Origin of the sequence: Kribbella sp. CA-247076 (assembly GCF_050942445.1) — a bacterium.
In the GTDB taxonomy this organism is placed as follows: Bacteria; Actinomycetota; Actinomycetes; order Propionibacteriales; family Kribbellaceae; genus Kribbella.
Genome location: NZ_CP192051.1, coordinates 2,315,038 through 2,339,430 on the forward strand (window position 1 = coordinate 2,315,038; position 24,393 = coordinate 2,339,430).

The 24,393-nt window shown below is 69.9% G+C and carries 21 protein-coding genes; 13 read left to right on the top strand and 8 right to left on the bottom strand.

The annotated features are described in order from the left end of the window. The first annotated feature begins 28 nt into the window (after window positions 1–28). Together ACQPYZ_RS11225 and ACQPYZ_RS11230 are read left to right on the top strand one after the other, a co-directional pair. The gene (locus tag ACQPYZ_RS11225) at window positions 29–796 is read left to right on the top strand and encodes a phytanoyl-CoA dioxygenase family protein (RefSeq protein WP_433167400.1); all 768 of its coding nucleotides are present in this window, start codon (window positions 29–31) and stop codon (window positions 794–796) included. Continuing rightward, window positions 793–1,716, top strand: a complete 924-nt coding sequence (locus tag ACQPYZ_RS11230; RefSeq protein ID WP_433167401.1) for a helix-turn-helix domain-containing protein — start codon at window positions 793–795, stop codon at window positions 1,714–1,716. Before ACQPYZ_RS11225 ends, ACQPYZ_RS11230 begins: the two co-directional genes overlap by 4 nt. A gap of 28 nt (window positions 1,717–1,744) precedes the next feature. Here ACQPYZ_RS11230 and ACQPYZ_RS11235 read toward each other — a convergent pair whose 3' ends face one another. Next, a complete protein-coding gene (locus ACQPYZ_RS11235) occupies window positions 1,745–2,200 on the bottom strand; it encodes a hypothetical protein (RefSeq protein WP_433167402.1) in 456 nt (151 codons plus the stop codon). Between the two features lie 78 nt (window positions 2,201–2,278). Between ACQPYZ_RS11235 and ACQPYZ_RS11240 the strand changes: the two genes are divergently transcribed. The 5 genes from ACQPYZ_RS11240 (at window position 2,279) to ACQPYZ_RS11260 (ending at window position 9,097) form a co-directional block, all read left to right on the top strand. Then, window positions 2,279–2,899 carry a TetR/AcrR family transcriptional regulator C-terminal domain-containing protein gene (locus ACQPYZ_RS11240; protein ID WP_433167403.1) on the top strand — a complete coding sequence of 207 codons (621 nt, stop codon included), beginning with the start codon at window positions 2,279–2,281 and terminating at the stop codon, window positions 2,897–2,899. A gap of 162 nt (window positions 2,900–3,061) precedes the next feature. Beyond that, a complete protein-coding gene (gene leuS, locus ACQPYZ_RS11245) occupies window positions 3,062–5,542 on the top strand; it encodes a leucine--tRNA ligase (RefSeq protein ID WP_433167404.1) in 2,481 nt (826 codons plus the stop codon). Between the two features lie 97 nt (window positions 5,543–5,639). Beyond that, window positions 5,640–6,059 carry a YjbQ family protein gene (locus ACQPYZ_RS11250; protein ID WP_433167405.1) on the top strand — a complete coding sequence of 140 codons (420 nt, stop codon included), beginning with the start codon at window positions 5,640–5,642 and terminating at the stop codon, window positions 6,057–6,059. Between the two features lie 101 nt (window positions 6,060–6,160). Further along, window positions 6,161–6,367 (top strand): hypothetical protein, encoded by a 207-nt coding sequence (locus ACQPYZ_RS11255; RefSeq protein ID WP_433167406.1) that lies wholly within the window; start codon window positions 6,161–6,163, stop codon window positions 6,365–6,367. Window positions 6,368–6,535: 168 nt separating this feature from the next. Further along, window positions 6,536–9,097 (top strand): ATP-binding protein, encoded by a 2,562-nt coding sequence (locus ACQPYZ_RS11260; protein ID WP_433167407.1) that lies wholly within the window; start codon window positions 6,536–6,538, stop codon window positions 9,095–9,097. 676 nt (window positions 9,098–9,773) lie between these two features. Here ACQPYZ_RS11260 and ACQPYZ_RS11265 read toward each other — a convergent pair. After that, complete coding sequence (locus ACQPYZ_RS11265; protein ID WP_433167408.1) at window positions 9,774–10,310, bottom strand: pyridoxamine 5'-phosphate oxidase family protein; 537 nt, start codon at window positions 10,308–10,310, stop codon at window positions 9,774–9,776. An 86-nt stretch (window positions 10,311–10,396) separates the two neighbouring features. Between ACQPYZ_RS11265 and ACQPYZ_RS11270 the strand changes: the two genes are divergently transcribed. The 3 genes from ACQPYZ_RS11270 (at window position 10,397) to ACQPYZ_RS11280 (ending at window position 14,755) form a co-directional block, all read left to right on the top strand. Continuing rightward, window positions 10,397–11,239, top strand: coding sequence for a DegV family protein (locus tag ACQPYZ_RS11270; RefSeq protein WP_433167409.1), 843 nt, complete (start codon window positions 10,397–10,399; stop codon window positions 11,237–11,239). Window positions 11,240–11,346: 107 nt separating this feature from the next. Further along, entirely contained in the window at window positions 11,347–12,282 is a 936-nt protein-coding gene (locus tag ACQPYZ_RS11275; protein ID WP_433167410.1) for a helix-hairpin-helix domain-containing protein, read from the top strand. Window positions 12,283–12,604: 322 nt separating this feature from the next. Then, window positions 12,605–14,755: a ComEC/Rec2 family competence protein gene (locus ACQPYZ_RS11280; RefSeq protein WP_433167411.1), complete on the top strand. Its 2,151-nt coding sequence runs from the start codon at window positions 12,605–12,607 to the stop codon at window positions 14,753–14,755. A 45-nt stretch (window positions 14,756–14,800) separates the two neighbouring features. Here ACQPYZ_RS11280 and ACQPYZ_RS11285 read toward each other — a convergent pair whose 3' ends face one another. Continuing rightward, entirely contained in the window at window positions 14,801–15,376 is a 576-nt protein-coding gene (locus ACQPYZ_RS11285) for an isochorismatase family protein (RefSeq protein WP_433167412.1), read from the bottom strand. Window positions 15,377–15,464: 88 nt separating this feature from the next. On the opposite strand from ACQPYZ_RS11285, the gene holA reads away from it, so the two are divergent. Next, the gene (holA, locus tag ACQPYZ_RS11290; RefSeq protein WP_433167413.1) at window positions 15,465–16,448 is read left to right on the top strand and encodes a DNA polymerase III subunit delta; all 984 of its coding nucleotides are present in this window, start codon (window positions 15,465–15,467) and stop codon (window positions 16,446–16,448) included. Window positions 16,449–16,589: 141 nt separating this feature from the next. Here holA and rpsT read toward each other — a convergent pair whose 3' ends face one another. Next, complete coding sequence (gene rpsT, locus ACQPYZ_RS11295) at window positions 16,590–16,850, bottom strand: 30S ribosomal protein S20 (protein WP_433167414.1); 261 nt, start codon at window positions 16,848–16,850, stop codon at window positions 16,590–16,592. A 23-nt stretch (window positions 16,851–16,873) separates the two neighbouring features. Here rpsT and ACQPYZ_RS11300 point away from each other — a divergent pair, with 23 nt between their 5' ends. Next, on the top strand, window positions 16,874–17,947 hold the full coding sequence (locus tag ACQPYZ_RS11300; RefSeq protein WP_433167415.1) for a DUF2207 domain-containing protein: 1,074 nt from the start codon (window positions 16,874–16,876) through the stop codon (window positions 17,945–17,947). On the opposite strand, the gene ACQPYZ_RS11305 is transcribed toward ACQPYZ_RS11300, so the two are convergent. Then, entirely contained in the window at window positions 17,895–18,353 is a 459-nt protein-coding gene (locus tag ACQPYZ_RS11305) for an SRPBCC family protein (RefSeq protein ID WP_433167416.1), read from the bottom strand. The genes ACQPYZ_RS11300 and ACQPYZ_RS11305 overlap by 53 nt on opposite strands. Window positions 18,354–18,530: 177 nt before the next feature. Here ACQPYZ_RS11305 and ACQPYZ_RS11310 point away from each other — a divergent pair, with 177 nt between their 5' ends. Beyond that, window positions 18,531–21,527 carry a S8 family serine peptidase gene (locus ACQPYZ_RS11310; protein ID WP_433167417.1) on the top strand — a complete coding sequence of 999 codons (2,997 nt, stop codon included), beginning with the start codon at window positions 18,531–18,533 and terminating at the stop codon, window positions 21,525–21,527. 54 nt (window positions 21,528–21,581) lie between these two features. Here the strand turns inward: ACQPYZ_RS11310 and ACQPYZ_RS11315 are convergent, their stop codons facing one another. The 3 genes from ACQPYZ_RS11315 to ACQPYZ_RS11325 all read right to left on the bottom strand — a co-directional run bounded on the left by ACQPYZ_RS11315 (window position 21,582) and on the right by ACQPYZ_RS11325 (window position 24,339). Then, window positions 21,582–22,703 (bottom strand): hypothetical protein, encoded by a 1,122-nt coding sequence (locus tag ACQPYZ_RS11315; protein WP_433167418.1) that lies wholly within the window; start codon window positions 22,701–22,703, stop codon window positions 21,582–21,584. After that, window positions 22,700–23,227 carry a SigE family RNA polymerase sigma factor gene (locus tag ACQPYZ_RS11320; RefSeq protein WP_433169658.1) on the bottom strand — a complete coding sequence of 176 codons (528 nt, stop codon included), beginning with the start codon at window positions 23,225–23,227 and terminating at the stop codon, window positions 22,700–22,702. The genes ACQPYZ_RS11315 and ACQPYZ_RS11320 overlap by 4 nt, the downstream gene beginning before the upstream one ends. A 212-nt stretch (window positions 23,228–23,439) precedes the next feature. After that, a complete protein-coding gene (locus ACQPYZ_RS11325; protein WP_433167419.1) occupies window positions 23,440–24,339 on the bottom strand; it encodes a hypothetical protein in 900 nt (299 codons plus the stop codon). Between the last annotated feature and the right edge of the window lie 54 nt (window positions 24,340–24,393).

Consider the following 24,393-nt stretch of genomic DNA (forward strand, 5'->3'; position numbering starts at 1 on the left):
CGAAGTACCCGATCTGGAGGACTTCGAGATGACGATCACTTCGAGCGGCGCGGATCTGTCCACCCTGGCCCAGCGGTACGCCGAGGACGGCTTCGTGCTGGTGAAAGGCCTGCTCAGCAAGGAGGAAGCCGCCTACTACCGGCAGCGCAGCCACGACCTGCTGGCGGCGCTGAACCGCAAGGACGACCCGACCTGGAAGTCGGCGATGGGCCTGTCCGGCGGTGCCACCCGGCTGCAGCACCTGCACGACGCGCAGTTCTACGACGCCGCCTTCTCGCGGCTGCTGGTGGACCCGCGGTTCACCAGCGTGGCCGCCGCGGTGATGGGCGTCGAGGGTGTGCAACTGCACCACACCAAGCTGTTCGTGAAGCCGCCGGAGAACGGCTCGCCGTTCCCGCTGCACCAGGACTACCCGTTCTTCCCGCACACGTACCACCGGGTCGGTGCGGCGATCTTCCACTTCGACGACGCGCCGGAGGAGAAGGGCTGCGTGCGGGTGATCCCGGGCAGCCACAAGGACGGTCCGCGCGAGCACGACCCGGAGGGCTCGTTCCACCTGCCCGACGTACCGTTCGAGTCGGCGACACCGCAGCCGGCCGAGGCGGGCGACGTCCTCTTCTTCACCTACCTGACCGTGCACGGGTCCGGCGTGAACGTGAGCGACGAGGCGCGGACCACCTGGCTGATCCAGTACCGCGACCCGGCGGACCCGCCGACGGTCAAGACGCACGACCACTCGCTCGGACAGGGCATGATGCTGCGAGGAGTGGACCCGACCGGCAGGAGTGCTTCTTGACGCTGGAGTCTGTCGCTTCGGCAGATCGCTTCGTCGACCTCGCAGGGCTGCTGGAGTCCTGCGAGGTCGACGGGTTCCGTGCGGACTTCCTGAGCTTCGGGCACTACCGGCCGGAGTACTGGCGCAACTACTGGCACAGCCACTCCTTCCACGAGGTCTGCCTGGCGTTCTCAGGCTGCGGCCGGTTCAACTCGGGCGACACCGAGTACGACGTCCAGCCCGGCGCGGTGTTCCTGGCCCGCCCCGGCGAGGTCCACGAGATCGAATCGAGCCACTCCGAGCCGCTGGGCATAGCCTTCTGGGGCTTCACCTTCCGTCCAGCCACCACCCAGCCGCCTTCCGCCTCTCGCCCTGTGTCCAGTGATGCGGGGTGGTGGTCCGGTCTCACCCGGCCCGACGGCCCGGTGATGTCACGCCGCGTCGGCTCGTTGCCTGCTCTGATCACCGCGCTGGCTGCGGAAGCCGCGGCTCCGGTGTCCGGTTACAACACCGCCCTCACCGCCCTCGGCTCCACGTTGGTGATGGAGACCGCTCGCGCGTTCGCCCTCGACGACGACCTGACCGTCGAGCCAGTACGCCGTGACCGCGGACCTCTCGTGGTGGAGTCGATGCAACGTCATCTCCGCGACAACCTGTCCCGCCCGATCACCGTCCGGGACGTCGCCGCCGTCGCCCACCTCTCCGAGCGTCACGCCGAGCGCCTGTTCCACCAGCAGACCGGCGCCTCGATCATGTCCACCCTGCGCCGCCTACGCCTGGAGTTGGCCGCCCAACTGCTGCTCGACCCCTCGATGACCGTGACCGAGGTCGCCCGCGCCTGCGGCTACTCCGACGTGCGCCCGTTCTCCACCGCGTTCCGTCGCCACTACGGCCGCACCCCCGGCGACCACCGCCGAGCCGGCGGCACCGAGTTCGTCTGACGGCCCCGAGCCGACGACACAAGAGCGCTTAGCGGCCCTTGCGCCAGAGGCCGATGACGGCGACCAGGCCGGCGAGCGACGGCAGGAAGCCGATCACGCCGTGCAACGTCGGCACGATCGTGGTGTAGGCCTCGCCGCCGACGGACAGGCTGAGGAGTTGAACAGTCGCGCCGACCAGGAACAACGTCGTGCCGACCGCACGAGCCCCCCGCTTGCCGCGGGCCACGGCCACGATCGTCCACAGCCAGCCCGCGAGACCCAGCACTCCGACGCCCACCAGGTAACCGGTGATCGCCATCCGATCCTTGGCGACGTCGTCGGCCGACCAGCCCGGGTACGCCGACCGGACGTGCTCGCCGATGGTGTCGGCGGTCGCGAGATCGATCAGCGGGGCCAGTGTTGCCACGAGCGTCAACAGCACACCGGCGTACAGCGCCTGCTTCAGGTACGCCGGCGAGCGCGTAGGTGCCGTGAGAGTGGTCATGATGTCCTCCGAATGATTCTTACGATGTAAGATTCAGCGTATACTTACGACGTAAGAATCATCAAGCGAGGAGGGCCGATGCCCGGTCGACCCGGTCACAGCGTCGGTCTGACCCGCGCGACCGTCCTCAGGGCCGCGCTCGCGCTGGCCGACCGCGACGGGCTCAAGGCGCTGTCGATGCGCCGCCTCGGTGCCGAGTTGGGTGTCGAGGCGATGACCATCTACCACCACGTGCCGAACAAGGACGCCCTCCTCGACGGACTGGTCGAGCAGGTCGTCGCCACCGTCACCCCGGCGTTCGGCGCGACGTCCTGGCAGGACGGCCTCCGGGACTACGCGCGCGACCTGCGATCCACACTGCTCGCGCACCCGAACGTCGTACCTCTGGTCGCGTCCCGTCCCGCGGTCACTGCGCAGAACCTCCAGGTGATGGAGGCGGCGCTACGCAGCATGCAGGAGGCCGGACTGCAGCCTGCTGACGCTCTGGACGTGATCTACGCGGTCACCGGCTTCGTGGTCGGGCATGTCCTCACCGCAGCCGACGGAGACCCGGTCGACCGGCTGGAGACCCTTGATCCGACGGCGTTCCCGCTGCTGGCGCAGGCGGTGAGCCGGACCGGTCCGCGGGGGACCGAGGCACGCTTCGAGTTCGCCCTCGACGCCTTGCTGTCCGGACTCGGCCCGGACGCGCTAGACTGATGACATGCGAGTGAGCCTGCTCCTTAGTTAGCCGTACTGGCATCCAGGCGCCTGAGCGCCGGTCAGTGCGGCGTCCCCTCCTGTGTGAGGGGCTTTTTCATTTCTGAAGGCTGCTTCTGGCAGATTTAGGCTCAACCAACACAAGAAGCATGGAGTAGGACCGTGAGCGAGCAGGTGGACGACGCCCCGATCGACCGGGGCGGGTACGACTTCGACGTCCTGCAGGCCAAGTGGCGGCCGGTGTGGGAGAAGCTGGACCCGTTCAAGACGCGTGACGACGGCTCGGCGGAGCGCCGGTACGCGCTCACGATGTTCTCCTACCCGTCCGGCGACCTGCACATGGGTCACGGCGAGGTGTTCGCGCTGCACGACGTGCTGGCGCGCTACTGGTTCCAGCAGGGGTACGACGTGCTGAACCCGGTGGGCTGGGACTCGTTCGGGCTGCCGGCCGAGAACGCCGCGATCAAGCGCAACGAGCACCCCGCCACGTACACCTACGCCAACATCGAGACCCAGGCGGAGTCGATCCGCCGCTACGGCCTGAGCTTCGACTGGTCGCGCCGGCTGCACACCTCCGACCCGGAGTACTACCGGTGGACGCAGTGGCTGTTCCTGCGGTTCTACGAGCGCGGTCTGGCGTACCGCAAGGCGTCGTACGTGAACTGGTGCCCGAACGACCAGACCGTGCTGGCCAACGAGCAGGTGGTGCAGGGCCGGTGTGAGCGGTGCGGCTGGGAGGTGACCAAGCGCGAGCTGACCCAGTGGTACTTCAAGACCACCGAGTACGCGCAGCGCCTGCTGGACGACATGGAGCTGCTGCAGTGGCCGGAAGAGATCCTGCTGATGCAGCGCAACTGGATCGGCCGCTCCGAGGGTGCGTTCGCGGACTTCCAGGTCGAGGGCCGCGACGAGCCCATCCGCGTGTTCACGACCCGGCCGGACACGCTGTTCGGGGCCACCTTCATGGTGGTCGCGCCGGACGCGAAGCTGGCCGCCGAGCTGGTCACACCGGAGCAGCAGGAGGCGTTCGACGTCTACCTGGCCAAGGTCAAGGGTGAGACCGAGATCGACCGGCTGAGCACCGAGCGGGAGAAGACCGGTGTCTTCCTGGGCTCGTACGCGATCAACCCGGTGACCGGTGAGCGGATCCCGATCTGGGCGGCCGACTACGTGCTGGCCGACTACGGCACCGGCGCGATCATGGCGGTGCCCGGCCAGGACACCCGGGACTGGGAGTTCGCGGAGAAGTTCGGCCTGCCGATCGTGCGGACCGTGCAGCCCGAGGACGGTTTCGAGGGCAAGGCGTACACCGGCGAGGGTCCGGCCATCAACAGCGCGAACGACGACATCAGCCTGAACGGGCTGGGTGTCGACGAGGCCAAGGCGCGGATCAGCGACTGGCTGGAGAGCAAGGGCCTGGGCGAGCGGACGATCAACTACCGGCTGCGCGACTGGCTGCTGAGCCGCCAGCGCTACTGGGGCTGCCCGATCCCGATCATCCACTGCCCGTCCTGCGGTGAGGTCCCGGTCCCGGACGACCAGCTGCCGATGGAGCTGCCGGACCTGCGCGGTGCCGACCTGGCGCCGAAGGGTGTGTCGCCGCTGGCGGCAGCTCGCGACTGGGTCGAGGTCGACTGCCCGAAGTGCGGTGGCGCGGCCGAGCGGGACACCGACACCATGGACACCTTCGTGGACTCGTCCTGGTACTTCCTGCGCTACCTGTCGCCTGACTACACCGAGGGTCCGTTCGACCCGCAGGCGGCCGAGCGCTGGATGCCGGTGTTCCAGTACGTCGGCGGCAAGGAACACGCCGTACTGCATCTCCTGTACGCGCGGTTCTTCGTCAAGGCGCTGCACGACATGGGGTTGCTGACCGCGGTCGAGCCGTTCACCCGGCTGCTGAACCAGGGCCAGGTGATCAACCAGGGCAAGTCGATGAGCAAGTCGCTGGGCAACGGCGTGAACCTGGGCGACATGATCGACCTGTACGGCGTCGACGCGGTCCGGCTGACCATGGTGTTCGCCGGCCCGCCGTCGGACGACATCGACTGGGCCGACATGTCGCCGGGAGGCTCGCTGAAGTTCCTGCAGCGTGCCTGGCGGCTGGCCGGCTCGGTCGAGGCGCCGCTGGGCGCGGATCCGTCGACCGGTGACGTCGAGCTGCGCAAGATCACCCACCGGACGGTGGCGGACGCGGCCGAGCTGATCGACTCGCTGCGGTTCAACGTCATGGTCGCTCGGATCATGGAGCTGGTGAACGCGACCCGGAAGGCGATCGACGCCGGCCCGGGTGCGGCCGACCCGGCGGTCCGCGAGGCGACCGAGGCGGTGGCGGTCCTGCTGAGCCTGGTCGCGCCGTACACCGCCGAGGACATGTGGGAGACGCTGGGCCACGAGCCGACCGTCGCCAGGGCCGGCTGGCCGAAGGTCGACCCGGCGCTGCTGGTCCAGGACACGGTCACCTGCGTCGTCCAGATCGCCGGCAAGGTGAAGGACCGGCTGGAGGTGTCCCCGGACATCACCGACGCCGACCTGGAGCAGCTGGCGCTGGCGTCCGAGTCGGTGCAGAAGGCGCTGGACGGCCGCGGTGTCCGCAAGGTCATCGTCCGGGCGCCGAAGCTGGTCAACATCGTCCCGGCCTAAGGAGTGCGCCTGGCCGTCCCGCCCTGGTGGTCGGGACGGCCAGGCTGTGGGACGGCTAGGTGCCCCCGCCGGCGGGCGGGGCGGCTACGCTGCTCAGATGCGTTCTGAGCTGATCGACGTGGCGACCGGTGGTTCCGAGGTCGTGTTCGACCTCACCAGCAGGTGTGAGCAGTTCGTCGACGCCGAGGCCCACCAGGCCCAGGGCGACGGCCTGCTGCACGTGTTCGTGCCGCACGCGACCGCCGGGGTCGCGATCCTGGAGACCGGTGCGGGCAGCGACACCGACCTGCTCGCGGTGCTCGAGGAGCTGCTTCCCCGCGACTTCGGCTGGCGGCACCGGCACGGTACGCCGGGCCACGGCCGCGACCACGTGCTGCCCGCGCTGATCCCGCCGTACGCGACCGTCCCGGTGCTGGACGGGCGGATGATGCTCGGCACCTGGCAGTCGATCTGCCTGGTGGACACCAACGTCGACAATCCGCAGCGCCAGGTCCGGCTTTCCTGGCTGCCCGGTTAACAGACCACCAGGTAACCGGCGCATCCGGAATTCTTGTGACTTATCGGGATGTTGCGGGTTGCGTTACGTTTGCGAAACACGACTCCGCTTGAATTGCCCGCATGGCAGCGCTTGACATCCTTCGGACCCAGTGGGCGGGGCTCGGCACCGAACTGCTGATCCGCGCGACCCGCGGGATCTGTGCCGGCAGCCTGCTGAACGCCGAATCCGGTCGTGCGGACACCAGCGCCCGGCTCGAGGACTGGACCGGAGTCCTTTCCCTGTACGCGACCGAGAATGAATCTTCCTCGGTTCGCGCAACCGCTTGAATTGTTTGTCTGCCCGTTCAGTAATGCGAATTTGAACCAAACTTGTTGCCTCTGCCAACCGTTCGGTGTGACGTGTGCCGCATCTTGTGCTCCGGGAGTCCCCGGCACGGGCGGGCCAGTCACGCTATGTTGTGACGGGAACGTGAGGCTCAGGAGGGGTGACGGGCTTTGTCGGACACGGATGGCCGGGCGGAGGGGCGGCGGGGTTTCGCCGATCTCCTGCTCGACCTGAGGGTCCAGGCCGGTCTCTCCCAGGAGGAGCTCGCCGACCGCGCCGGTCTGAGCGTGCGATCCATCCGCGAGATCGAGGCCGGCCGCGTCGCCCGCCCCCGCAAGGACTCCGTCCGGCTCCTCGGGAAGGCGCTCGGCCTGCGGGACGGTGACGCGGAGCAGTTCCTCGCCGCGGCGGGCCACGGGACGGCACGACCTGTCATCTCGGTCGCCGCGCCGGCCCCGACCGGGCTGCGCTGGCGCGGGACCAGGCCGATTCCCGACGGTCTCGTCGGTCGCGAGCAGGAGCTTGTCGAGCTCGAGGCCCTGCTCCGGCAGAACCGTCTGGTCACGCTCGTCGGCCCGGGTGGTGTCGGCAAGACCGAGCTCGCCCTGGCCGCGGCCGACCGCTTCTCCGGCGCCGAGACGACCGTCGTGGTCGTCGACCTCACGACCGTCCAGCGGGATGCCGCCGTACCCACGGCCATCCTGGACGCCTTCGGCACCGCACCGGGTACGTCGGACCTGGACGACGTACTGTCCGGACGCCAACCGGGTGACCTGGTGATCGTCGAGGACAACGCCGAGCACGTGCTCGACGGGGTCGCGACGGTGGCGAACCGGATGGTCCGCAGCTTCCCGGGCGTCGGCGTCCTGGTGACCTCGCGGATCCCGCTCGGGCTCCCGGACGAGGTGGTCCGGCGGGTCGCCGTCCTCGGGCTGCCGGCGAACGACCAGGACTTCGCCGAGATCGCGGCCAGCCCGGCCGTGGAGATGTTCTGCCGGCGGGTGGCGCGGGTCCGGCCGGGTTTCCAGCTGACCGAGGACAACGCTCCGACCGTCGCCCGGCTGTGCCGTCGGCTGGACGGGTTGCCGCTGGCCCTGGAGCTGGCCGCGGCCCGGGCGGGTTCGCTGTCAGTGGAGACGATTCTGGCCGCGTTGGACGACCGGTTCCGCCTGCTGTCGGGGCCGCGGCGGTTCGGGGCTCCGCATCAGCGGACGCTGGCCGACACGATCGCGTGGAGCGTGGACGCGCTCTCGGACGCCGCCCGGCAGTTGCTCTACCGGGCGTCCGTGCTCGGGTCGCCGTTCACGCTCGACGCGGTCGCGGGCGTCTGCACGGGCGATCCGATCGACGCGGCCGACGTACCGATGCTGCTGGCCGAGCTGGTGGAGAAGTCGCTGCTGCAGCCGGTGCACGAGTTCGAGCAGTTGTACGGCGCCCGCTACAAGCTGCTGGAGACGATCCGGGAGCATGCGTACGCCGGTCTGTCGTCGCAGGGCGATGACCTGACCGAGTTCCGCGACCGGGCGGTCGAGTGGTGCACGACGTACGTCGCCGGGCTCGAGGGCGCGTGGTCGTCGCCGGACCGCGACCGGCGGTATCGGGCCGCGCATGCGAACTCAGCGCTGTTCGAGGTCGCGCTGGAGCGTGCGGCCGAGCTCGGGCAGTGGGACGTGGCCGCGCGGATCGTGCTCGGCTTCCGGATCGCCTGGCAGTACCAGGCGAGTGTGGCCGAGAGCGGCATCCGCTGGGCCACGGCGTGCGCGGAGAACGTCACGGACAAGGAAGTCAGCGGGCGGATGCTGGCCATCGCCGGTCGACTGTCCAGTCTGACCGGTGACGTCCGGGGCGCCCGCCGGTACTACGAAGAGGCCCGTCAGCTGATCCCCGGTGAGACCGAGATGGGTCTGGTCGCGCGCGGCGGTTGGGTGTCGTCCGGCTCGCATCTGCTCGACACCCAGAGCCTGGCCGAGATCCCGGCGCTGGTGGCGGACGCTCGCAAGCACGGTGACGTGCAGCGGTCCGCCACCGTCCAGGCCACGTGCGGCCTCGCTCTCCTGCGCTGGGGCCGGCTGCCCGAGGCCAAGGAGTTGTTGCTCGCCTGGGAGGCCGCGCTGGTCAATCCGGGTGTCTACCCGGACGAGATCGCGTACATGGCGCTCAGCCGGGTGGAGCTCGAGCTGGGCAACCTGTCCGAGGCGCGGCGCTGGGCGACGCTCGCCCGGGACAGCCAGGCCTCCGACGACCCCGAACGTACGAAGGTCGCCGGCTGCCAGGCGATGGTCGAGTACCAGGACGGCCGGTACGACGAGGCGCGGGCGCTGCTGGACGAGGCGGACGCGGACATCCGCGGGCACCGTGGGTACTTCGACTACCTGGTGATGCTGTACCGGTCGCGACTCGCCCGTGAGGCCGGTGACGCCGATCAGGCCCGGGTGTGTATCCGGGACGCGGTCAACCGGCTCCTGGTCGAAGGGCGGGTCGTGTACCTGCTCGAAGTACTGCCTGAGGCTGTGGCCGTGCTGCATGCGCTGGGGAAGTCGGCGGAGGGTGATGTGCTGTGCGGGCAGCTGATGGCCTGGCAGCGATCCATGGACCCGCCTATGCTGCCGACCGCGTGGGCCGTGCTGCAGGAGTCGTGCGAGACCGCTTCGCCCGCCGAAGGGTGGCCCGAGCCGGATCCCGCGGCCGCGGTGCAGCGGCTGGCGAACGACGTACTGACCGCGCTTTCGTGACGCGCAACCGCTGAAGCTGCCGGGTAACTGCCGGTTCTTCTGCCTCGTCCTGACATGCCTGCCGGCCGAAGAATTACAGCCGTAGGACAGGTTCCACGAAGCAGGGTCCGAGACCGGGCGCAGGCAGAGGAATGGGCGGTGAACCGTGATGAGGCAGCGAGGTGCCACGGGTGCTGCACAAGGACTGCCGGCCAGCTTGGGGGAGGCGACGCGGAGGGCATCCGGCGGCCGGACGGTGGGGGCGCCGATCGGCTGTCGAGAGCTCCGGAGTGCTGCGTCGTGCGGATCTGTCCTACCTGAACCGGGTGCCGTGCGCCGTCAGGGCACCACACCCGGGGAGGGGTCCCAGCACTGGACCGAGCACACGACACAGGGGACGAGTGCCGGCCCGGCTGACACGGGGAAGCCGGCGGGTTTGGTCACCCGCCGGCGGGGTCAGCCGCTGGGGCCTCCCGGGACCTCGACGAGCTCGCGGTCAGACCGGTACTTCGCGGAACCGGCACGGGGAGTGGCTCGCCGAGGACTGAACTCTGCTGACAACCAGGGGGAGTCAGCACAGCAGTAAGCGCCGGCAACGAGGGGGAGTCGGCGTAGCGGTGAAGCTGACGCACAGGGGAAGTCAGCACGGCGAGGTGAAGGCCCCGGAGGGGTGGCCTTCACCTCGCCACCGCCGGTCCTACTTCTTCCGCTTGGCGGACGCCTTCTCCACCTCCGCGAGAAGCGTCTTCTGGTCGCCGTACCCGACCATCCAGGTCGGCTGCTGACGGCAGTACACGATGTCCGGCCCCCAGCTCGACGGCGAGCTCCCGTAGAACTTCGTCAGATGGGCCTCGATCTCCGCGAAGTCCGGATGCTCCGGGGTCAGGAACTCCACGTCACCGTGACTGAACACGCCGATCCGCTCGCCGTCGACGTACGAGATGCTCGTCGCCGGTCTGGCCCGCAGATGTCGCGCCTTGGCCGCCGTCCCGGAGGTGCTGAACACCCACCGCGCGTGCAGGAAGTGCCCGTCGACCGCACTGATCCGTGGCTCGCCGCGAGCCGTCACAGTGGCCACGTTGAGCGTGCACATGCCGGTCAGAACCCGCACCAAGACGTCGGCGTCCAGCCGGCGCGGGCCCTTGATGATGTTGCGCAGATGCTCCGTCGAGCGCTGGTACGCCGCGTCGAGGAGCGCCTGCAGTTCGGTGATCTCTGCCGCGGTCTCCTTCATTCTCCGCAGTCTCACACCGGCCACCGACAGAAATCTCGCGCCTACGACACCGCGCGCAGGCGAAAACTGTCCGGTAACCTCGCTGCATGTCAGCCCGCGTGCACGTCGTCACCGACTCCACGGCCGGTCTGTCCACGCACGAAGTCCTCCGCCTGCCGCTGACCGTCGTACCGGTCCAGGTCGTCATCGGCGGCACGTCGTACGACGACGGCGCCACCTCGGCCGACGCGGTCGCGGAGGCGCTCAAGACCTTTACGCCGGTGTCCACGAGCCGCCCGGCGCCCCAGACGTTCGCGGACACGTACGCCGCCTGCGCCGCCGCCGGAGCCGAGTCGGTCGTGTCCATCCATCTCTCAGGCGAGATGTCCGGCACGGTCGAGGCCGCCATGATCGGCGCGAAGGAGTCGCCGATCCCGGTCCGGGTGATCGACTCCCGCTCGATCGCGATGGGCCTCGGCTTCCCGGTCCTGGCCGCGGCCGAGGTCGCCGCCGCGGGGGAGGACCAGGCCGCCGTCGAGGCGGCCGCCCGGGTCCGGATGGCGTCCATCTCGGCGTATTTCTACGTCGACACCCTCGAGTACCTCCGCCGCGGCGGCCGCATCGGCGCCGCCCAGGCCCTCCTCGGTACGGCGCTCGCCGTCAAACCCCTGCTGACGATCAGCAGCGGCCGGATCGTCCCCCTCGAGAAGGTCCGTACGTCGAGCCGCGCGATCGCCCGCCTGGCCGACATCGCCGTCCAGCGAGCCGGCGACGCACCCGTCCAGGTCGCCGTCCACCACCTGGCGAATCTGGAGAAGGCCCAAACCCTCGCCGACAACCTCGCCGACCGCCTCCCTCAGACCAAGGACCTCGTCCTCCGCGAAGTAGGCGCCGTCATCGGCGCCCACGTCGGCCCCGGCCTCTTGGCCGTAGTCATAGCCCCGCACTAGCCAGGCACCCGCTCTCACCCAGCTGATTTGGCGGCAGGCTCGCCTGGGATTTCCACAGCTCTGATTTCGTCGTCGGCGAGCGTGCTCGGACTCGTACTTTCTCTGGCGTGAAGGTCTTTCGCCGTGCCGCCGCACCCGACCCGGGTGCGCGCGAGCGTGCGCTGGCGCGCCTCGCCCCACGCGCGCCGCGGTACGACGAGGCCGACGAAGAACTGGAGGAGCGTGATGAGGAGGTGCGAGGTGGATGGATCCCCGAAGCCGTCCGGCCCGAGCGACTGCGTGATGCCCGCTGGAGCCTGTCGCCGAAGCATGTCGTGGTCCTGGCCGTCGTCCTGTCCATCGGCCTCGCCTGGGCAGCCTGGTCGGTCGTCCGCGCCCGCCCCGAGACCGTCCCCGAGGCCCGTGCACCATCCACCCTCACCTCCGGCGCCCCGGTCACCCAACCGTGCCCCGCCGGCCAACCCTGTCCACCCTCAACCGGTGCCGCCTCACCAGGTGCTCAGCCTTCTCCTGGCGCCCCGTCGCCTGGCTCGGGTGTCCCGCCGTCGGGCGCGCAGCCGTCACCGGGCATACCCGGCCAGGCAGCAGGCACCGTCATCGTCCACGTCGCCGGCAAGGTACGCCGCCCCGGGCTCGTTCACACGTCGACCGGCTCGCGTGTCGCCGACGTGCTCACCCTCGCCGGCGGTCCGCTGCCGGGAGTCGACCTCACCACCCTCAACCTCGCCCGCCAGGTCACCGACGGCGAACAGATCGTCGTCGGCCACCCCGCCCCACCACCCGGCGCATCCACAACCGCGCCAGGCACCACCAACCCGCATACCCCGGCCAACCCGACCGCCCCGGCCAGCACCCCGGTCAACCTCAACACCGCCACGCTCGACCAACTCGACGCCCTCCCGGGTGTCGGTCCGGTCCTGGCCCAACGCATCGTCGACTACCGCACCCAGAACGGCCCCTTCACCACCATCGACCAACTCCAGGAGGTTTCCGGCGTAGGCCCCAAGAAGTTCGACTCCCTCAAACCCCATGTCCGCATCTGACCGCACCACCCCTGCCCCAGATCCCGCCACCCCTACCCCTGACCGCACCGCACCCACCGAGACAACTCCCGCCAACCGCCCGCTGGACCTGCGCCTGCTGGTCCCAGCCGCCGCAGCTTGGCTCACCGCAGTCCTCCTGATAGCTCAAAGCCCCTCGATCGCCTTCCTCACCACAGCCCTGACCCTCACCGTCGCGATCACCCTCGCGGTCCTGCTCCGCCGCCAAGCCTCCGCACCGCCGCAGGGAGATCCCGTCCCACGGGATCGCGTCCGAGCGCGCGCCGGCTGGGTTGTCGTCGGGGCGCTGGTTGTGGTGGCCGGCATGGGAGTGGCGGCCGGGCTGCAGGTGCAGGGGATGCGGGCCGGTCCGGTCGTCGGTCTGGCGGCGGACAACGCGTCGGTCGGCGTGCAGTTGAGGATCGACAGCGATCCCTCGGTACGGCGAAGTCCGGGCAGCCGGCGACCGCCGTACGTGGTGCTGAAGGCAACGATCGAGGAGGTCCGAGCACGTGGAACCACCACCCGAGTCCGTACGCCGGTGCTTGTCATCGGCTCGACGCAATGGCAAGACGTCCGCTTCGGGCAACGGGTCGGCGCCAATGGCCGGCTCGAGGCCGTCGACCGTGGATCCGACGTCGCCGCGCTGCTTTCGATCCGCTCGGCTCCGAAGCTCGCGGCCGATCCACCCTGGTGGTTGCGCGCCGCCGAACAGGTCCGCGCCGGCCTCCGGGAATCGGTCGCCGAGCAACCCGACGACGTACGCGGCCTGGTCCCCGCGCTCGTCATGGGCGACGAGTCCGGTCTGCCCGCCGACCTCGTCGAGGACTTCCAGACGACAGGGCTGACGCACCTCTCGGCCGTGTCCGGCACGAACCTGACCTTGCTGCTGGCGTTCATCCTCCCGTTCGCCCGGCTGATCGGAGTACGCGCACGCGGGCTGACCGCGGTCGGCCTGATGACGGTTGTCGTGTTCGTCATCCTCGCCAGACCACAGCCCAGTGTCCTGCGCGCGGCTGCGATGGGGCTGATCGCGCTGGCTGCGATGACGAGCGGTGGCTCTCGTCGTCGCGCGGTACGCAGCCTTTCGTTCGCGGTGATCGGGCTGCTGCTCCTGGACACCTCCCTGGCGAGGTCGGCCGGATTCGCCTTGTCCGTGCTCGCGACCGCAGGCATCGTCCTGCTCGGCCCGGGCTGGCGGGACGCGCTCGCCCGGTGGATGCCGACGTGGTGGGCGGACGCGGTCTCCTGCCCGCTGGCGGCCCAACTCGCCTGTACGCCGGTCGTCGCCTGGCTGTCCGGCGAGGTGTCATTGGTTGCCGTAGGCGCCAATCTGCTCGCGGGACCCGCCGTCGGTCCGGCCACGATCATCGGGTTCGCCGCGGCCGGAGTGGCGCTGATCAGCACGGAGGCCGCGCAACTGGTCGGGTGGATGGCAGGGTGGCCCGCCCGCTGGATCATCCTCATCGCCCGGGAAGGCGCCGACCTCCCCGGCGCCGCGAACGCCTGGCCGGCCACTGCTGTTGGTGTCACTGTGCTGACGGTCCTGTGCCTCGCGCTCGTCTTCGGGCTGTACCGCGTCCTCGCCCGCCCGATCGCCATGGTGCTCGCGGTGGTCTTGCTCGCGGTCGTCGTACTCCGGCCCGTCGGGTCCATCGGCTGGCCGCCCGACGACTGGCTCTTCGTCATGTGTGATGTGGGTCAAGGCGATGGGTTGGTACTGCGAGCCGGCGACCGGGCAGCCGTTGTCGTCGACACCGGGCCGGATCCGGCCGCGATGGATCGGTGCCTGCGGGACCTCGGCGTCGAGTACGTCCCGGTTCTCGTGCTGAGTCACTTTCACGCGGATCATGTCGGCGGGTTGGCCGGCGTACTGGAGGATCGTCGGGTCGACGAGATCGAGGTGACGCCGTATCTTTCACCGCCGGCGGAGTACGAACGGGTCGTCGACCTCGCGACGCATCACGGGGTCGCCGTACGTACCGTGACTTATCGGGAGAAGCGGGTGGTCGGGTCCCTCAGGTGGACCACGCTCTGGCCGGCTCGCGTGCCCGCGCTGCCGGCGGCCGGAGTCTCCACGACCTCAACGGGCGAGGGCTCGCCGGAGAACAACGCCAGCATCACGATGATGGTCGAGGCTTCCGGTCTGCGGATCCTCCTCACCGGCGACCTGGAACCGGAGTCCCAACGCGCCATCCTCGCGACCGGCGCCGACCTCCGCGCCGACGTCCTCAAGGTCCCGCACCACGGCTCGGCCCAGCAAGATCCCGCCTTCATCGCGGCCACCAACCCGCGCCTGGCCGTCATCTCGGCCGGCCGCGACAACGACTACGGCCACCCAGCCCCCAGAACCCTCGACCTCCTGTCCCACCGATCAACCCGGACCGCGACCACCAACACCACCGGCGCTCTGGCGATCACCAACTCCGACAACCGCCTGACCCTCACAACAAACCAGCAACCAGTCACACGCTGACGATCCGGCGGAGCGTCACGCTGCTGAGGGTGATGCCGGCGGAGGTCAGGTTGAAGGGCTGGTGAAGGTGACGTCGGCGGTTGGGATTGTGTTCTCGGCCTGGTCGCCGAGGGACCAGGCGGCGACCCGGGAGACGACGTGGGCCGGGACGGGTTCGCTGACACCGAGCACCGCGGGCGCGTCGTACGTCGCGTGCGCATCATGTGGGACGACGACCCGGTAACCGTGAGCCAGGGCCGTCTTCGCGGTCGCGTGCACGCACATCTCCGACATCAGACCGCAGATCGCCACCGACCGCACACCCGCGCCGACGAGGACCTCGCCGAGCGAAGTGCCGTCGAACCCGTCGTCCCTGAGCTTGCGGATCACGTGCTCCGCCGGACCGTCCTTCACCGGAAGGTACAGCTCCCAGCCCGGCGTGTTCGGCTCGTCGTCCGAGCCGGGCTTCCCGTCGTTCTGCAGGTGTACCACGACGGCGCCCGCCGCCCGCGCTCGATCCAGCAGCTCACCCACCCGATCGAGCAGCCGCACCGCGTCCGGCACCGGGGTATCGCCCGAGACGAAGGCGCTCTGAACGTCGACGACGATGAGCGCATCAACCGGCTGCACGGTGTTGGTCATGCCTCATCCTCACGTCCGTGCGGCCATCCTTCCAGCCATTTCCGGCGGTCGGTCACCGAGTGTCGGTGGGGTGTGGGAGGGTGACGGGGTGGCTGGTCGTAGAGGTGCTGCGCCGAAGCTGGGCGACGTATTGCTGGTGACGGGGTCCGAGTCGTTCCTGGCGGATCGGGCTGTGCGGTCGGCGATCGCGGCGGTGTCCAAGGGGAGCGCCGAGGTCGAGGTGACCGAGCTGGACGCGGTCGGGCTGGACGTCGGCGTGTTCGCGGAGCTCACCGGGCCGTCGCTGTTCGCGTCGGAGCGGGTGCTCGTCCTGCGCGCGCTCGAGAACCTCCCGTCCGAGATGGCTCCGCATCTGATCGAGTACGCCGGCGCGACGTCGGACGACGTACTCGTGGTGCTCGTGCACTCCGGTGGGCAGAAGGGCAAGGCCTTCCTGGACAAGTTGCGGAAGGCATCGGTCAACGAGGTGGTCGCGACCGCGCCGAAGGCGTGGGAGTTGCCGCAGTTCGTGGCCGGGGAGATCCGGTTGCACGGTGGGACCGTGGACGAGCGGGCGGCGTCGGCGTTGGTGGACGCGGTCGGGCACGATCTGCGGGCGCTGGCGGGTGCGTGTTCGCAGCTGGTGTCGGACTCAGGCGGTCAGGCAGTCACCGCGGAGCTGATCGGTCAGTACTTCGGCGGTCGGGCCGAGGTCACGAGTTTCGCGGTCGCGGATGCTGCGATCGCGGGGAGGACCGAGCCGGCGCTGGAGCAGCTGCGGTGGGCGCTCGACTGTGGTGTCGCGCCGGTGCTCGTGACGAGTGCGATGGCGGGTGGGTTGCGGGGGCTGGCGAAGTTCTCCAGTGCGCCTGGGGGGCTGAGGGAGGCGGATCTGGCGCGGGAGGTCGGCGTACCGCCGTGGAAGCTGAAGCAGCTCAAGCAACAGGCCCGCGGCTGGACGCCCGGCGGGCTGGCGACCGCGATCAAGGCGGTGGCCCAGGCCGACGCCGACGTCAAAGGCGCCTCCGGCGACGCCGGGTACGCCCTCGAGCGCATGGTCATCACCGTAAGCCAAGCCCACGGCCGCCGCTGACCACACTCACCCCAACGACCAGGCCGCGCGGGTAGCAACCGGCCTGCCAACAGAACAAGCCCAGCCGGAGGTGCCGGCCGGGCTTGGTGGGGACGCCGAACGATCGGCCGACCCGGTGGGTGGCCGATCGTCAGGGGTGGATCAGAGGGAAGCGGCCTTCTTGAAGATGGACGACTTCCGGTTGGCGGCCTGGTTGGCGTGGATGACGCCCTTGCTGGCGGCCTTGTCGAGCAGGCGGCCGGCCACGCGGGCCTGCTCCTGCGCCTTCGCGCCGTCACCGGCCTGGGCGGCCTCGTGGAAGCGGCGAACAGCCGTCTTGAGGGTCGACTTCACCGACTTGTTGCGAAGTCGCGCAGCCTCGTTCTGGCGGTTGCGCTTGATCTGGGACTTGATGTTCGCCACGGAGCAGAGCCTCGATCAGGAGTATGCGGTCAATACAGGAAAATGTCGCGCGCACGGCTGAGCATCACCCGTGGGGGCGCGAAGAGCCAGATTACCAACAAGTCCGCCCCGCAACCAAACCGGCAACCCGCCTGAACCCCCGCGTCGGCGACACTCCGGGCATGGTCGATGGCAGAGTGATGCGGATCGTCGCACTGACGTTCCTCGTCCTCTGCGTGGCCTGGACCGGGCTGGTGGTCCGCGCGACCTGGCAAGGCTACGAGCCCGAGCGCTTCGTGGTGGCCCCGGCCACGGTGCAGTACGACGTCCAGCCGGACGGGGTGCTGGACGTGACCGAGACCATCCACTGGGGCGACGTCGACGGACCGGGCGATCGCGTCGTCCAGGTCCGGCGACCCGAGGACGCCCGCCTCGACACGAGCGTCGAGAACCGCGGCAAGGATCGGGTCTGGAAGGTCACGGACATCAGTGTCACCGACACGGCCGGGAAGTCGGTCGACTTCAGTACGGATGAACTCGACCCGCTCCTGCCGCCGTTGTTCAGGGCGACCTCTGTCGACGGCTTCGACACCCGATTGTCCGACCTCCGGATCCAGATCAGCCCAGAAGGGACCGCGCTGCACGGGGCGACGTACATCCTCAAGTACAGCGTCCATGGCGCCTTGGACCGAACTGAGGACGGGTACGAACTGCACTGGCCGGATCCACGCCGCTTGAACGATGAGTGGTCGGACGACATCAGCCGTCACCTGCGGGCCACGGGCACCGAGATCCGGGTGAGCACGCCGACGGACCCGACCGGAGTGGCCTGCCACGCCCACCGCCGCGACGCAGCGCCGGTGCCCTGCTCGACAGTGACCGCAACGGGCCGAACCGCCGCCTTCGCGCACGAAGGCGGCGGCGCGCTGATCATCACGGTTCGAATGCCGGCCGACAGCATCACCAAGGGCGGACCGCGGTACGACGCATCGCCCCGACCGCACTGGATGCGGATCGCCGCCTACGCCACCGGCACAGTCCTCCTGCTCACCCTCGTCGGCCTCGTCACCCACCGTGTGCTTCGGCGGCGTGCTTCAGGCGGGACAGGGTTACCTTGATGCCGCGGTTGTTGGTCCGGGACCGGTCGCCGAAGAAGGGGTGGAAGAGCCAGCGCATGGGGGCCGGGCGGTGGTCGGTCCATGACTCGACGACCTCGCAGCCCGACGGCAGGTGGCGGAAGTCGTAGGCCCAGAGCGAGATCGGGATCGGGCCGAAGGTGATGGCGAAGCTGAAGCGTTCGCCCGGTACGGCGTCCACGACCCGGCCGAACGTGAACCAGCGGATCGCGCCGACCCGGTTGTGTCCGACGAACCGCGCGCCGGTGGCGGGTCCCGGCGTACGGGACGACCAGGTGACCCGGGTGCACTCCGGACTCCACTCGCCCATCCGGGGCAGGTCGCTGACCAGGCCGTAGACCGACATCGCCGGGGCGGAGATGGTGATGGACTCGCTCAGGTCGGGCATCGGGTTTTCCCTTGCTGTCAGCTGACACCTGCTGTGCTGAGCGTGACATCGGTGCCTGCCGCAGGCATACTCGGGCCCGCGTGACGCTGATCACCGCTGGGGGGTGGTGCGTGCGGTCGTCACCGGTCCAGCGAGCCATGCTCCACCATCGCGCCGTCCAAGCCCTGGAGGATCTCCGTGTCCCGCCGTACTCCGATCATCGTGGCCAGCGCGCTCGTCGCGTCCCTGGCCGGCCTACCGCTCGCGGCCCGTGCCGCGGACGCGCTCCAGGCCGAGGAAGCACCCGCAGTCGCCGATCCGCAGGTGAAGGAGTCGTCGACCGGCTCCTACATCGTCCAGCTCGACGACGCCCCGGTGGCGGAGTACGGCGGCGACATCGCCGGCCTGCCCGCCACCCGGGTCGCTCCCGGGGGCAAGCTGCTCAAGAGCGCCACCCAGGTCGTCGGCTACGTCCAGCACCTCGCCCGCGAGCGCCAGGAGGTCCTGGCCAAGGTGCCCGACGTGAAGAAGCTCTACGACTACAGCTACACGTACGCCGGTTTCTCCGCGCAGATGTCGTACGACGAGGCCGTCAAGCTGGCCAAGGCGTCCGGGGTGAAGAGTGTGGAGCCGAACGAGCTCCAGCACCAGGACACCGTGGACACCCCACGGTTCCTCGGCCTGTCCGGCCGGGGCGGTGCCTGGCAGCAGGCCGGTGGTGTCGACAAGGCCGGCGACGGCGTCATCATCGGCGTCCTCGACTCCGGCTTCGTCCCGGAGCGGGCCAGCTTCGCGCCGATCAAGACCACCAAGAAGTCGGACGCGATCGTCGCGAAGAAGTGGAAGGGCACCTGCCAGACGGGTGAGGAGGCGCCTGTCACCTGCAACAACAAGGTGATCGGCGCCCGGTACTTCGACAAGGGCATCGGCACCCGGCCGATCCCGGAGGAGTACAAGTCGCCGCGCGACTACGGCGGCCACGGCACGCACACGGCCAGCACGGCGGGCGGCAACTACGGCGTCGAGATGAGCGTCATGGGCCGTGACTACGGCAAGGGATCGGGGATCGCCCCGCACGCCCGGCTGGCGATCTACAAGGTGCTGTGGGCGGTCGACCAGACCGGCGGCGGCAGCGGGACGGACGCGGACATCGTGGCCGGCATCGACGCGGCCGTTGCGGACGGCGTCGACGTACTCAACTACTCGATCTCCGGCTCCGGCTCGACCTTCGTGAACGCCACCGGCCTCGCCTTCCTGCGCGCCGCCCGGGCGGGCGTGTTCGTGGCCACCAGCGCCGGCAACACCGGTCCGGGCGTGAGCACGGTCGGCAAGAACTACCCGTGGGTGACGACGGTTGCCAACGGCACGCACGACCGCGACATCCAGACCACCGTGACGCTCGGCAACGGCAAGGCCTACACCGGCGCCGGCATCGGCTCCGGCCTGCCGAGCACACCGGTCGTCCTGGCCAAGGACGCCGGCCTCGCGGGTGCGAACCCGGCCAACCTGCTGCTCTGCATGCCGGGCACGCTCGACCCGGCCAAGGTGACCGGCAAGATCGTCGTCTGCGACCGCGGCGGCAACGCCCGCGTCGACAAGAGCCTGCAGGTCAAGAACGCCGGCGGCGTCGGCATGATCCTGGTCAACATCACCGCCGGCACCCTGGACGCGGACCTGCACTCCGTCCCGACCGTGCACCTCGACCACGTGGCCGCGCCGGAGATCAAGGCGTACGTCGGCGGCACCGCCAACCCGACCGCCACCATCAGCGCCGGTACGCCGGTCCGCGTGACGGCTCCCAAGGTCGCGAGTTCGTCCAGCCGCGGTCCGGCGCTGGCCGGCAACGGCGACCTGCTCAAGCCGGACGTGATGGCGCCGGGCACGAACGTCCTGGCCGCGACGACCGCGTTCAGCGCGGCCGGTGGCGAGTACGCGTTCATGAGCGGTACGTCGATGGCCGCGCCGCACATCGCCGGCGCCGCGGCCGTGCTGAAGGGCAAGTACCCGACCTGGTCGCCGATGGCGATCAAGTCCGCCCTGCTCACCACCGGCACCGACAAGGACACCAGCGGCAAGCCGATCCAGAACGACTCCGGCTCGCCGGGCAACCCGTTCGGGTACGGCGCCGGCCTGGTCCAGCCGAAGAAGGCGATGGACCCGGGTCTGGTCTACGACTCGTCGTACGAGGACTGGACCAAGTTCGTCTGCGGCTCCGGTCAGGTGCCCGCGACTCACGAGCTGTGCGCCAACGGCAAGATCGACCCGAGTGACCTGAACTACCCGACGATCGCGGTCGGCGACCTGGCCGGCAAGCAGACGATCACCCGGACGGTCCGCAACGTCGGCAAGCTGCCCGAGGTGTACTTCCCGAAGGTCGAAGGGCTGACCGGCTTCAAGGTGACGGTGTCGCCGCGGATCCTGATCACGCTGCCCGGCCGTACGGCGACGTACAAGGTCACCGTGGAGAACACCGGGGCGCCGCTCGAGCAGTACACGTTCGGCAAGCTGACCTGGAAGTCGACGCGGCACTCGGTGACCAGCACCGTGGCGATCAAGCCGTTGACGGTGAAGGCGCCCGTCCAGGTCACCGGCACCGGGACCGCCGGGTCGGTGCAGGTGCCGATCACGGCCGGGTACACCGGCACGCTGAACACGACCGCGGTCGGCCTGACGCCGGCCACGGTGGCCGAGGCCACGCTGAAGAACCCGGGTGGCGTGTCGTTCCCGACCACGAACCCGGCGGCGAACGACCACGTCGCGAAGTTCACCGTGAACGTGCCGGCGGGCACCAAGCACGCCCGGTTCTCCACGTTCGACGCGGACTACCCGGCGGGCACCGACCTCGACGTGTTCGTCTACCGCAGCGGTACGACCACCCTGCTCGGCAGCAGCGCCGGCGGATCGGCTGAGGAGGAGGTCAACCTCCCGGCGCCCGCCGGTGGGTCGTACGACGTGTACGTCGACCTGTTCGCCGGAGCGGACGAGCAGGTGGTGAAGCTCAACCACTGGGAGCTGCTCAACGCCGAGGGCAACCTGACGGTCACTCCGGCCAGCCAGTCAGTCCAGGTGGCCGGTCAGACGAACGTCACCGCGTCCTGGACCGGCCTGACCGCCGGCACGCGGTACCTGGGCCGCCTGCAGTACAGCGACGGCGCCGACGGCTCGGGCTCCACCATCGTCCGAGTGGACAGCTAACAGCAACGCGACGAGCGGCGGCTCCCGGTGACGGGGGCCGCCGCTCGTCGCGTGTCACGGTTGCTGCAGATAGATGTTCGACGCGTCCTTCTTCACCAGCGTGCACTTTCCGGTCGTGACGTCGCAGCGGTACAGCTCCCGCAGGAGCGCGCCCATGTCGCCGTCCCGCTCGCTGAGGGCCAGCACGTGCGTCCCGTCCTCGAACACCGCCTCCGGCCAGTCGAGCATCCGCTCCGGCAGCTGGAGCTTGGTCACCTTCCCGGTGGCGATGTCGACGGCGACCTTCTGCACGCTGTGAATCATCGCGCGGCCGTCCGGCGAGAGCACCGGATACAACTGCTCCGGACCCTGGTCGCAGTACTCCCGCTGGATCTCGAAGGTCGTGCCGCGCACCGCACCGGCCTTCAGGCATCGGTTCTGGCCGTCCCTGGTCGCCAGCACGACGGTGTCGGTTGCGGCCGTGATCGACCCCGCGCCGAGGTACCCGGGTACGGCGATCGGTCGGGGCTCACCGGAGCCGGGCTGCCAGACGCGCGACCCGGCGGCGTCGAGGGACAGCCAGATCCCGGACTTGTTCCAGCCGATCGCCGGCGGCAGGCCGGCCTGCACCGGAGTGCTCGCGACCTCACGGCGGGTCCGTGCGTCGACCACCAGCACGCGCCCCTTGCCGTCGGCATCGCGGGCCACCATCGCGATCTGGGTGCCGTCGGGTGACGCCACCGGGCTCTCCGATCGTGGCGGGCCGACGGGCCAGAAGGTTCCGTTCGGCCTGAGCACGCCGACCTGCAGGATCCGGCTGGGCGGCATCTCCAGGCCCAGCCAGCCGCCGCCGACCCGGCCGCGGAAGTAGCCGTCGGTCCGGAACTTGACCGGGACCTGCTGGTCGCCGTCGTACAGCGTGCTGACGCGGTTCTTGGTTTCTGTGTAGGGCACCCGGGGCGGGCCGGACGCCGGTGCGGGCATGTCGGCCGGGTCCGGCTCGGTGGGCCCGAGGCGGGTTAGGAACGAGCCGGCGAGGACAAGGACGACGGCGATGGTCGTGGCGGCGAGCAGCACCGGCCAACGTCGGCGGGCCGAGGTGGAGGTCGTCTCGAGGTCGAATCCCGGTGGGGTGTCGGGAACCGTCGCGGCGGTGGCCTGCAGGTAGTCGCGCAGGCGGGTCTCGGTGTCGTTCATCGCAGTTCCTTCAGCCTGTCGGTCAGGATGGCGATCCCGCGCGAGCACGTGGAGCGCGCGCTGGACTCGCCGATCCCGAGGAGCTCGGCGATCTCGGCGAAGGGGAGATCGAGGTAGTAGCGCAGCACCAGGACCGCTCGGGTCCGGACGGGCAGGGCCTGCAGCGCCTGCCGCACCTCCAAGCGGTCCTCGCCCAGCACGGCGGAGACCTCGGCGGAGACGTTCGGTGCCTCGTGGGGCGGGGTGTAGAGCCGGGCGACCTTGCGGCGGCGCAGGACCGAGCGGCTGCGGTTGAGAACGGCCGTGCGGAGATACCCCAGCGCCTTGCCGGCGTCCCGCAACGGCCAGTGGCGGTACAGGTCGGCGTACGCCTCCTGTACGACGTCCTCGGCCGCTTGCCGGTCGTCCATCACCAGGACGGCGAGCCGGACCAGCCCGGCCCAGTGCCGCTGGTAGAGCTCCGACACGGCTGTCCGCGCGTCGTCCTGCGCCGGCACCCGCAGGGGGTCGCCGATGCTCACCATTGGATTCGTCACACCCCTACAGACGCACGGGTCCGGAAAACGCTGCTAGGACGTGTCTGACAATCCATCGCCTACTGCGCGGCACTCGGCACGGCACCTCGCCGCACTGGAGTGAAGGCCACGATGAAAACCACATCGAGGCCTTCACTCCAGCACGCCGAGCCACCGCACCGAGCACCTGCTCGCGACGGCGCTGAATTGTCAGACACGTCCTAAGCCAGTCGCTCCCGGAGCCAGTCGAGGTGGATGAGGGCGTGCCTGCGCTGCCAGGCGCGGATGGTCGGCAGGCCGGGCGGAGCCGGCTGAGCGGCGCCCCACCACAGGCCGCCCGCGATCGCGGCCAGGAAGCCGGTGATCGCCACGTCGTCCGGGAGCTGCGGCAGCCTGACGGACTCGCGCATGTCGGCGTGCAGGATGACGGTATCGGCCCAGCGAGGCGCGAGCGCCGGGTGCGCCCAGTCGATGAACACCACGCGCTCGTCGGTCAGGATGATGTTGTCGGAGCGCAGGTCCCAGTGCGCCAACGCCTTGCCCTGGGCCAGCTCCCGCAGCCCGGTCCGGGCCAGCTCCGCCAACTCCTCCTGCCGCCCGGCCGCCCACGCGGGTACGGCGAGCCCGTCAGCGATCACGTTGTCCCACCGGCTGAGGAACTCGACGCTGCGTACGGCGGCGACAGGCGCTCCCGGCCACGGTGACAGGTCCAACGCCTCGGTCAGTTCAGCCACCGCGTCCAGGACCCGGTCGGCGTCGTACTGCTCCCACGGGTGCGCGGGCAGCCGGCCCTCGATGTCCTCGAACAGCAGTCCGACCCAGTCGCCGTCGTCGTACACGTCGTACAGCGCCGGCGCCGACGGCAACGGGCCGATCGCCTGGACGGCGGTGATCTCCTGGCGGAAGAGCTCCGGGGTCTTGGGGTTGAGCGTCGGGGCGACGGCCTTGACGAACGCGCGGCGGCCGGAGGCGGTGACCAGGCGGGCGGCGACGCCGGGGGAGAAGCCGCCCTGCTGGGTCGCGGCCGAGACCACCGTTGATCCGAGCGCACGCTCCACCCACGCCCGCACGTGGGCGGGCACCTCCTCGAACGGCAGCCGGACCCCAGCAGCGTGTGCCATGCGACCCAACGGTAGGGGTCATCCCCCGTCTCCGCCCGGGATTTTCGAATCCGC

Bases quoted from the DNA above. Each gene is read 5' to 3' on its own strand.
- ACQPYZ_RS11225 (WP_433167400.1), top strand. From the start codon at position 29: ATGACGATCACTTCGAGCGGCGCGGATCTGTCCACCCTGGCCCAGCGG.
- ACQPYZ_RS11235 (WP_433167402.1), bottom strand. From the start codon at position 2,200: ATGACCACTCTCACGGCACCTACGCGCTCGCCGGCGTACCTGAAGCAG.
- ACQPYZ_RS11240 (WP_433167403.1), top strand. From the start codon at position 2,279: ATGCCCGGTCGACCCGGTCACAGCGTCGGTCTGACCCGCGCGACCGTC.
- ACQPYZ_RS11250 (WP_433167405.1), top strand. From the start codon at position 5,640: ATGCGTTCTGAGCTGATCGACGTGGCGACCGGTGGTTCCGAGGTCGTG.
- ACQPYZ_RS11255 (WP_433167406.1), top strand. From the start codon at position 6,161: ATGGCAGCGCTTGACATCCTTCGGACCCAGTGGGCGGGGCTCGGCACC.
- ACQPYZ_RS11265 (WP_433167408.1), bottom strand. From the start codon at position 10,310: ATGAAGGAGACCGCGGCAGAGATCACCGAACTGCAGGCGCTCCTCGAC.
- ACQPYZ_RS11270 (WP_433167409.1), top strand. From the start codon at position 10,397: ATGTCAGCCCGCGTGCACGTCGTCACCGACTCCACGGCCGGTCTGTCC.
- ACQPYZ_RS11280 (WP_433167411.1), top strand. From the start codon at position 12,605: ATGGGAGTGGCGGCCGGGCTGCAGGTGCAGGGGATGCGGGCCGGTCCG.
- ACQPYZ_RS11285 (WP_433167412.1), bottom strand. From the start codon at position 15,376: ATGACCAACACCGTGCAGCCGGTTGATGCGCTCATCGTCGTCGACGTT.
- ACQPYZ_RS11300 (WP_433167415.1), top strand. From the start codon at position 16,874: ATGCGGTCAATACAGGAAAATGTCGCGCGCACGGCTGAGCATCACCCG.
- ACQPYZ_RS11305 (WP_433167416.1), bottom strand. From the start codon at position 18,353: ATGCCCGACCTGAGCGAGTCCATCACCATCTCCGCCCCGGCGATGTCG.
- ACQPYZ_RS11315 (WP_433167418.1), bottom strand. From the start codon at position 22,703: ATGAACGACACCGAGACCCGCCTGCGCGACTACCTGCAGGCCACCGCC.
- ACQPYZ_RS11320 (WP_433169658.1), bottom strand. From the start codon at position 23,227: ATGGTGAGCATCGGCGACCCCCTGCGGGTGCCGGCGCAGGACGACGCG.
- ACQPYZ_RS11325 (WP_433167419.1), bottom strand. From the start codon at position 24,339: ATGGCACACGCTGCTGGGGTCCGGCTGCCGTTCGAGGAGGTGCCCGCC.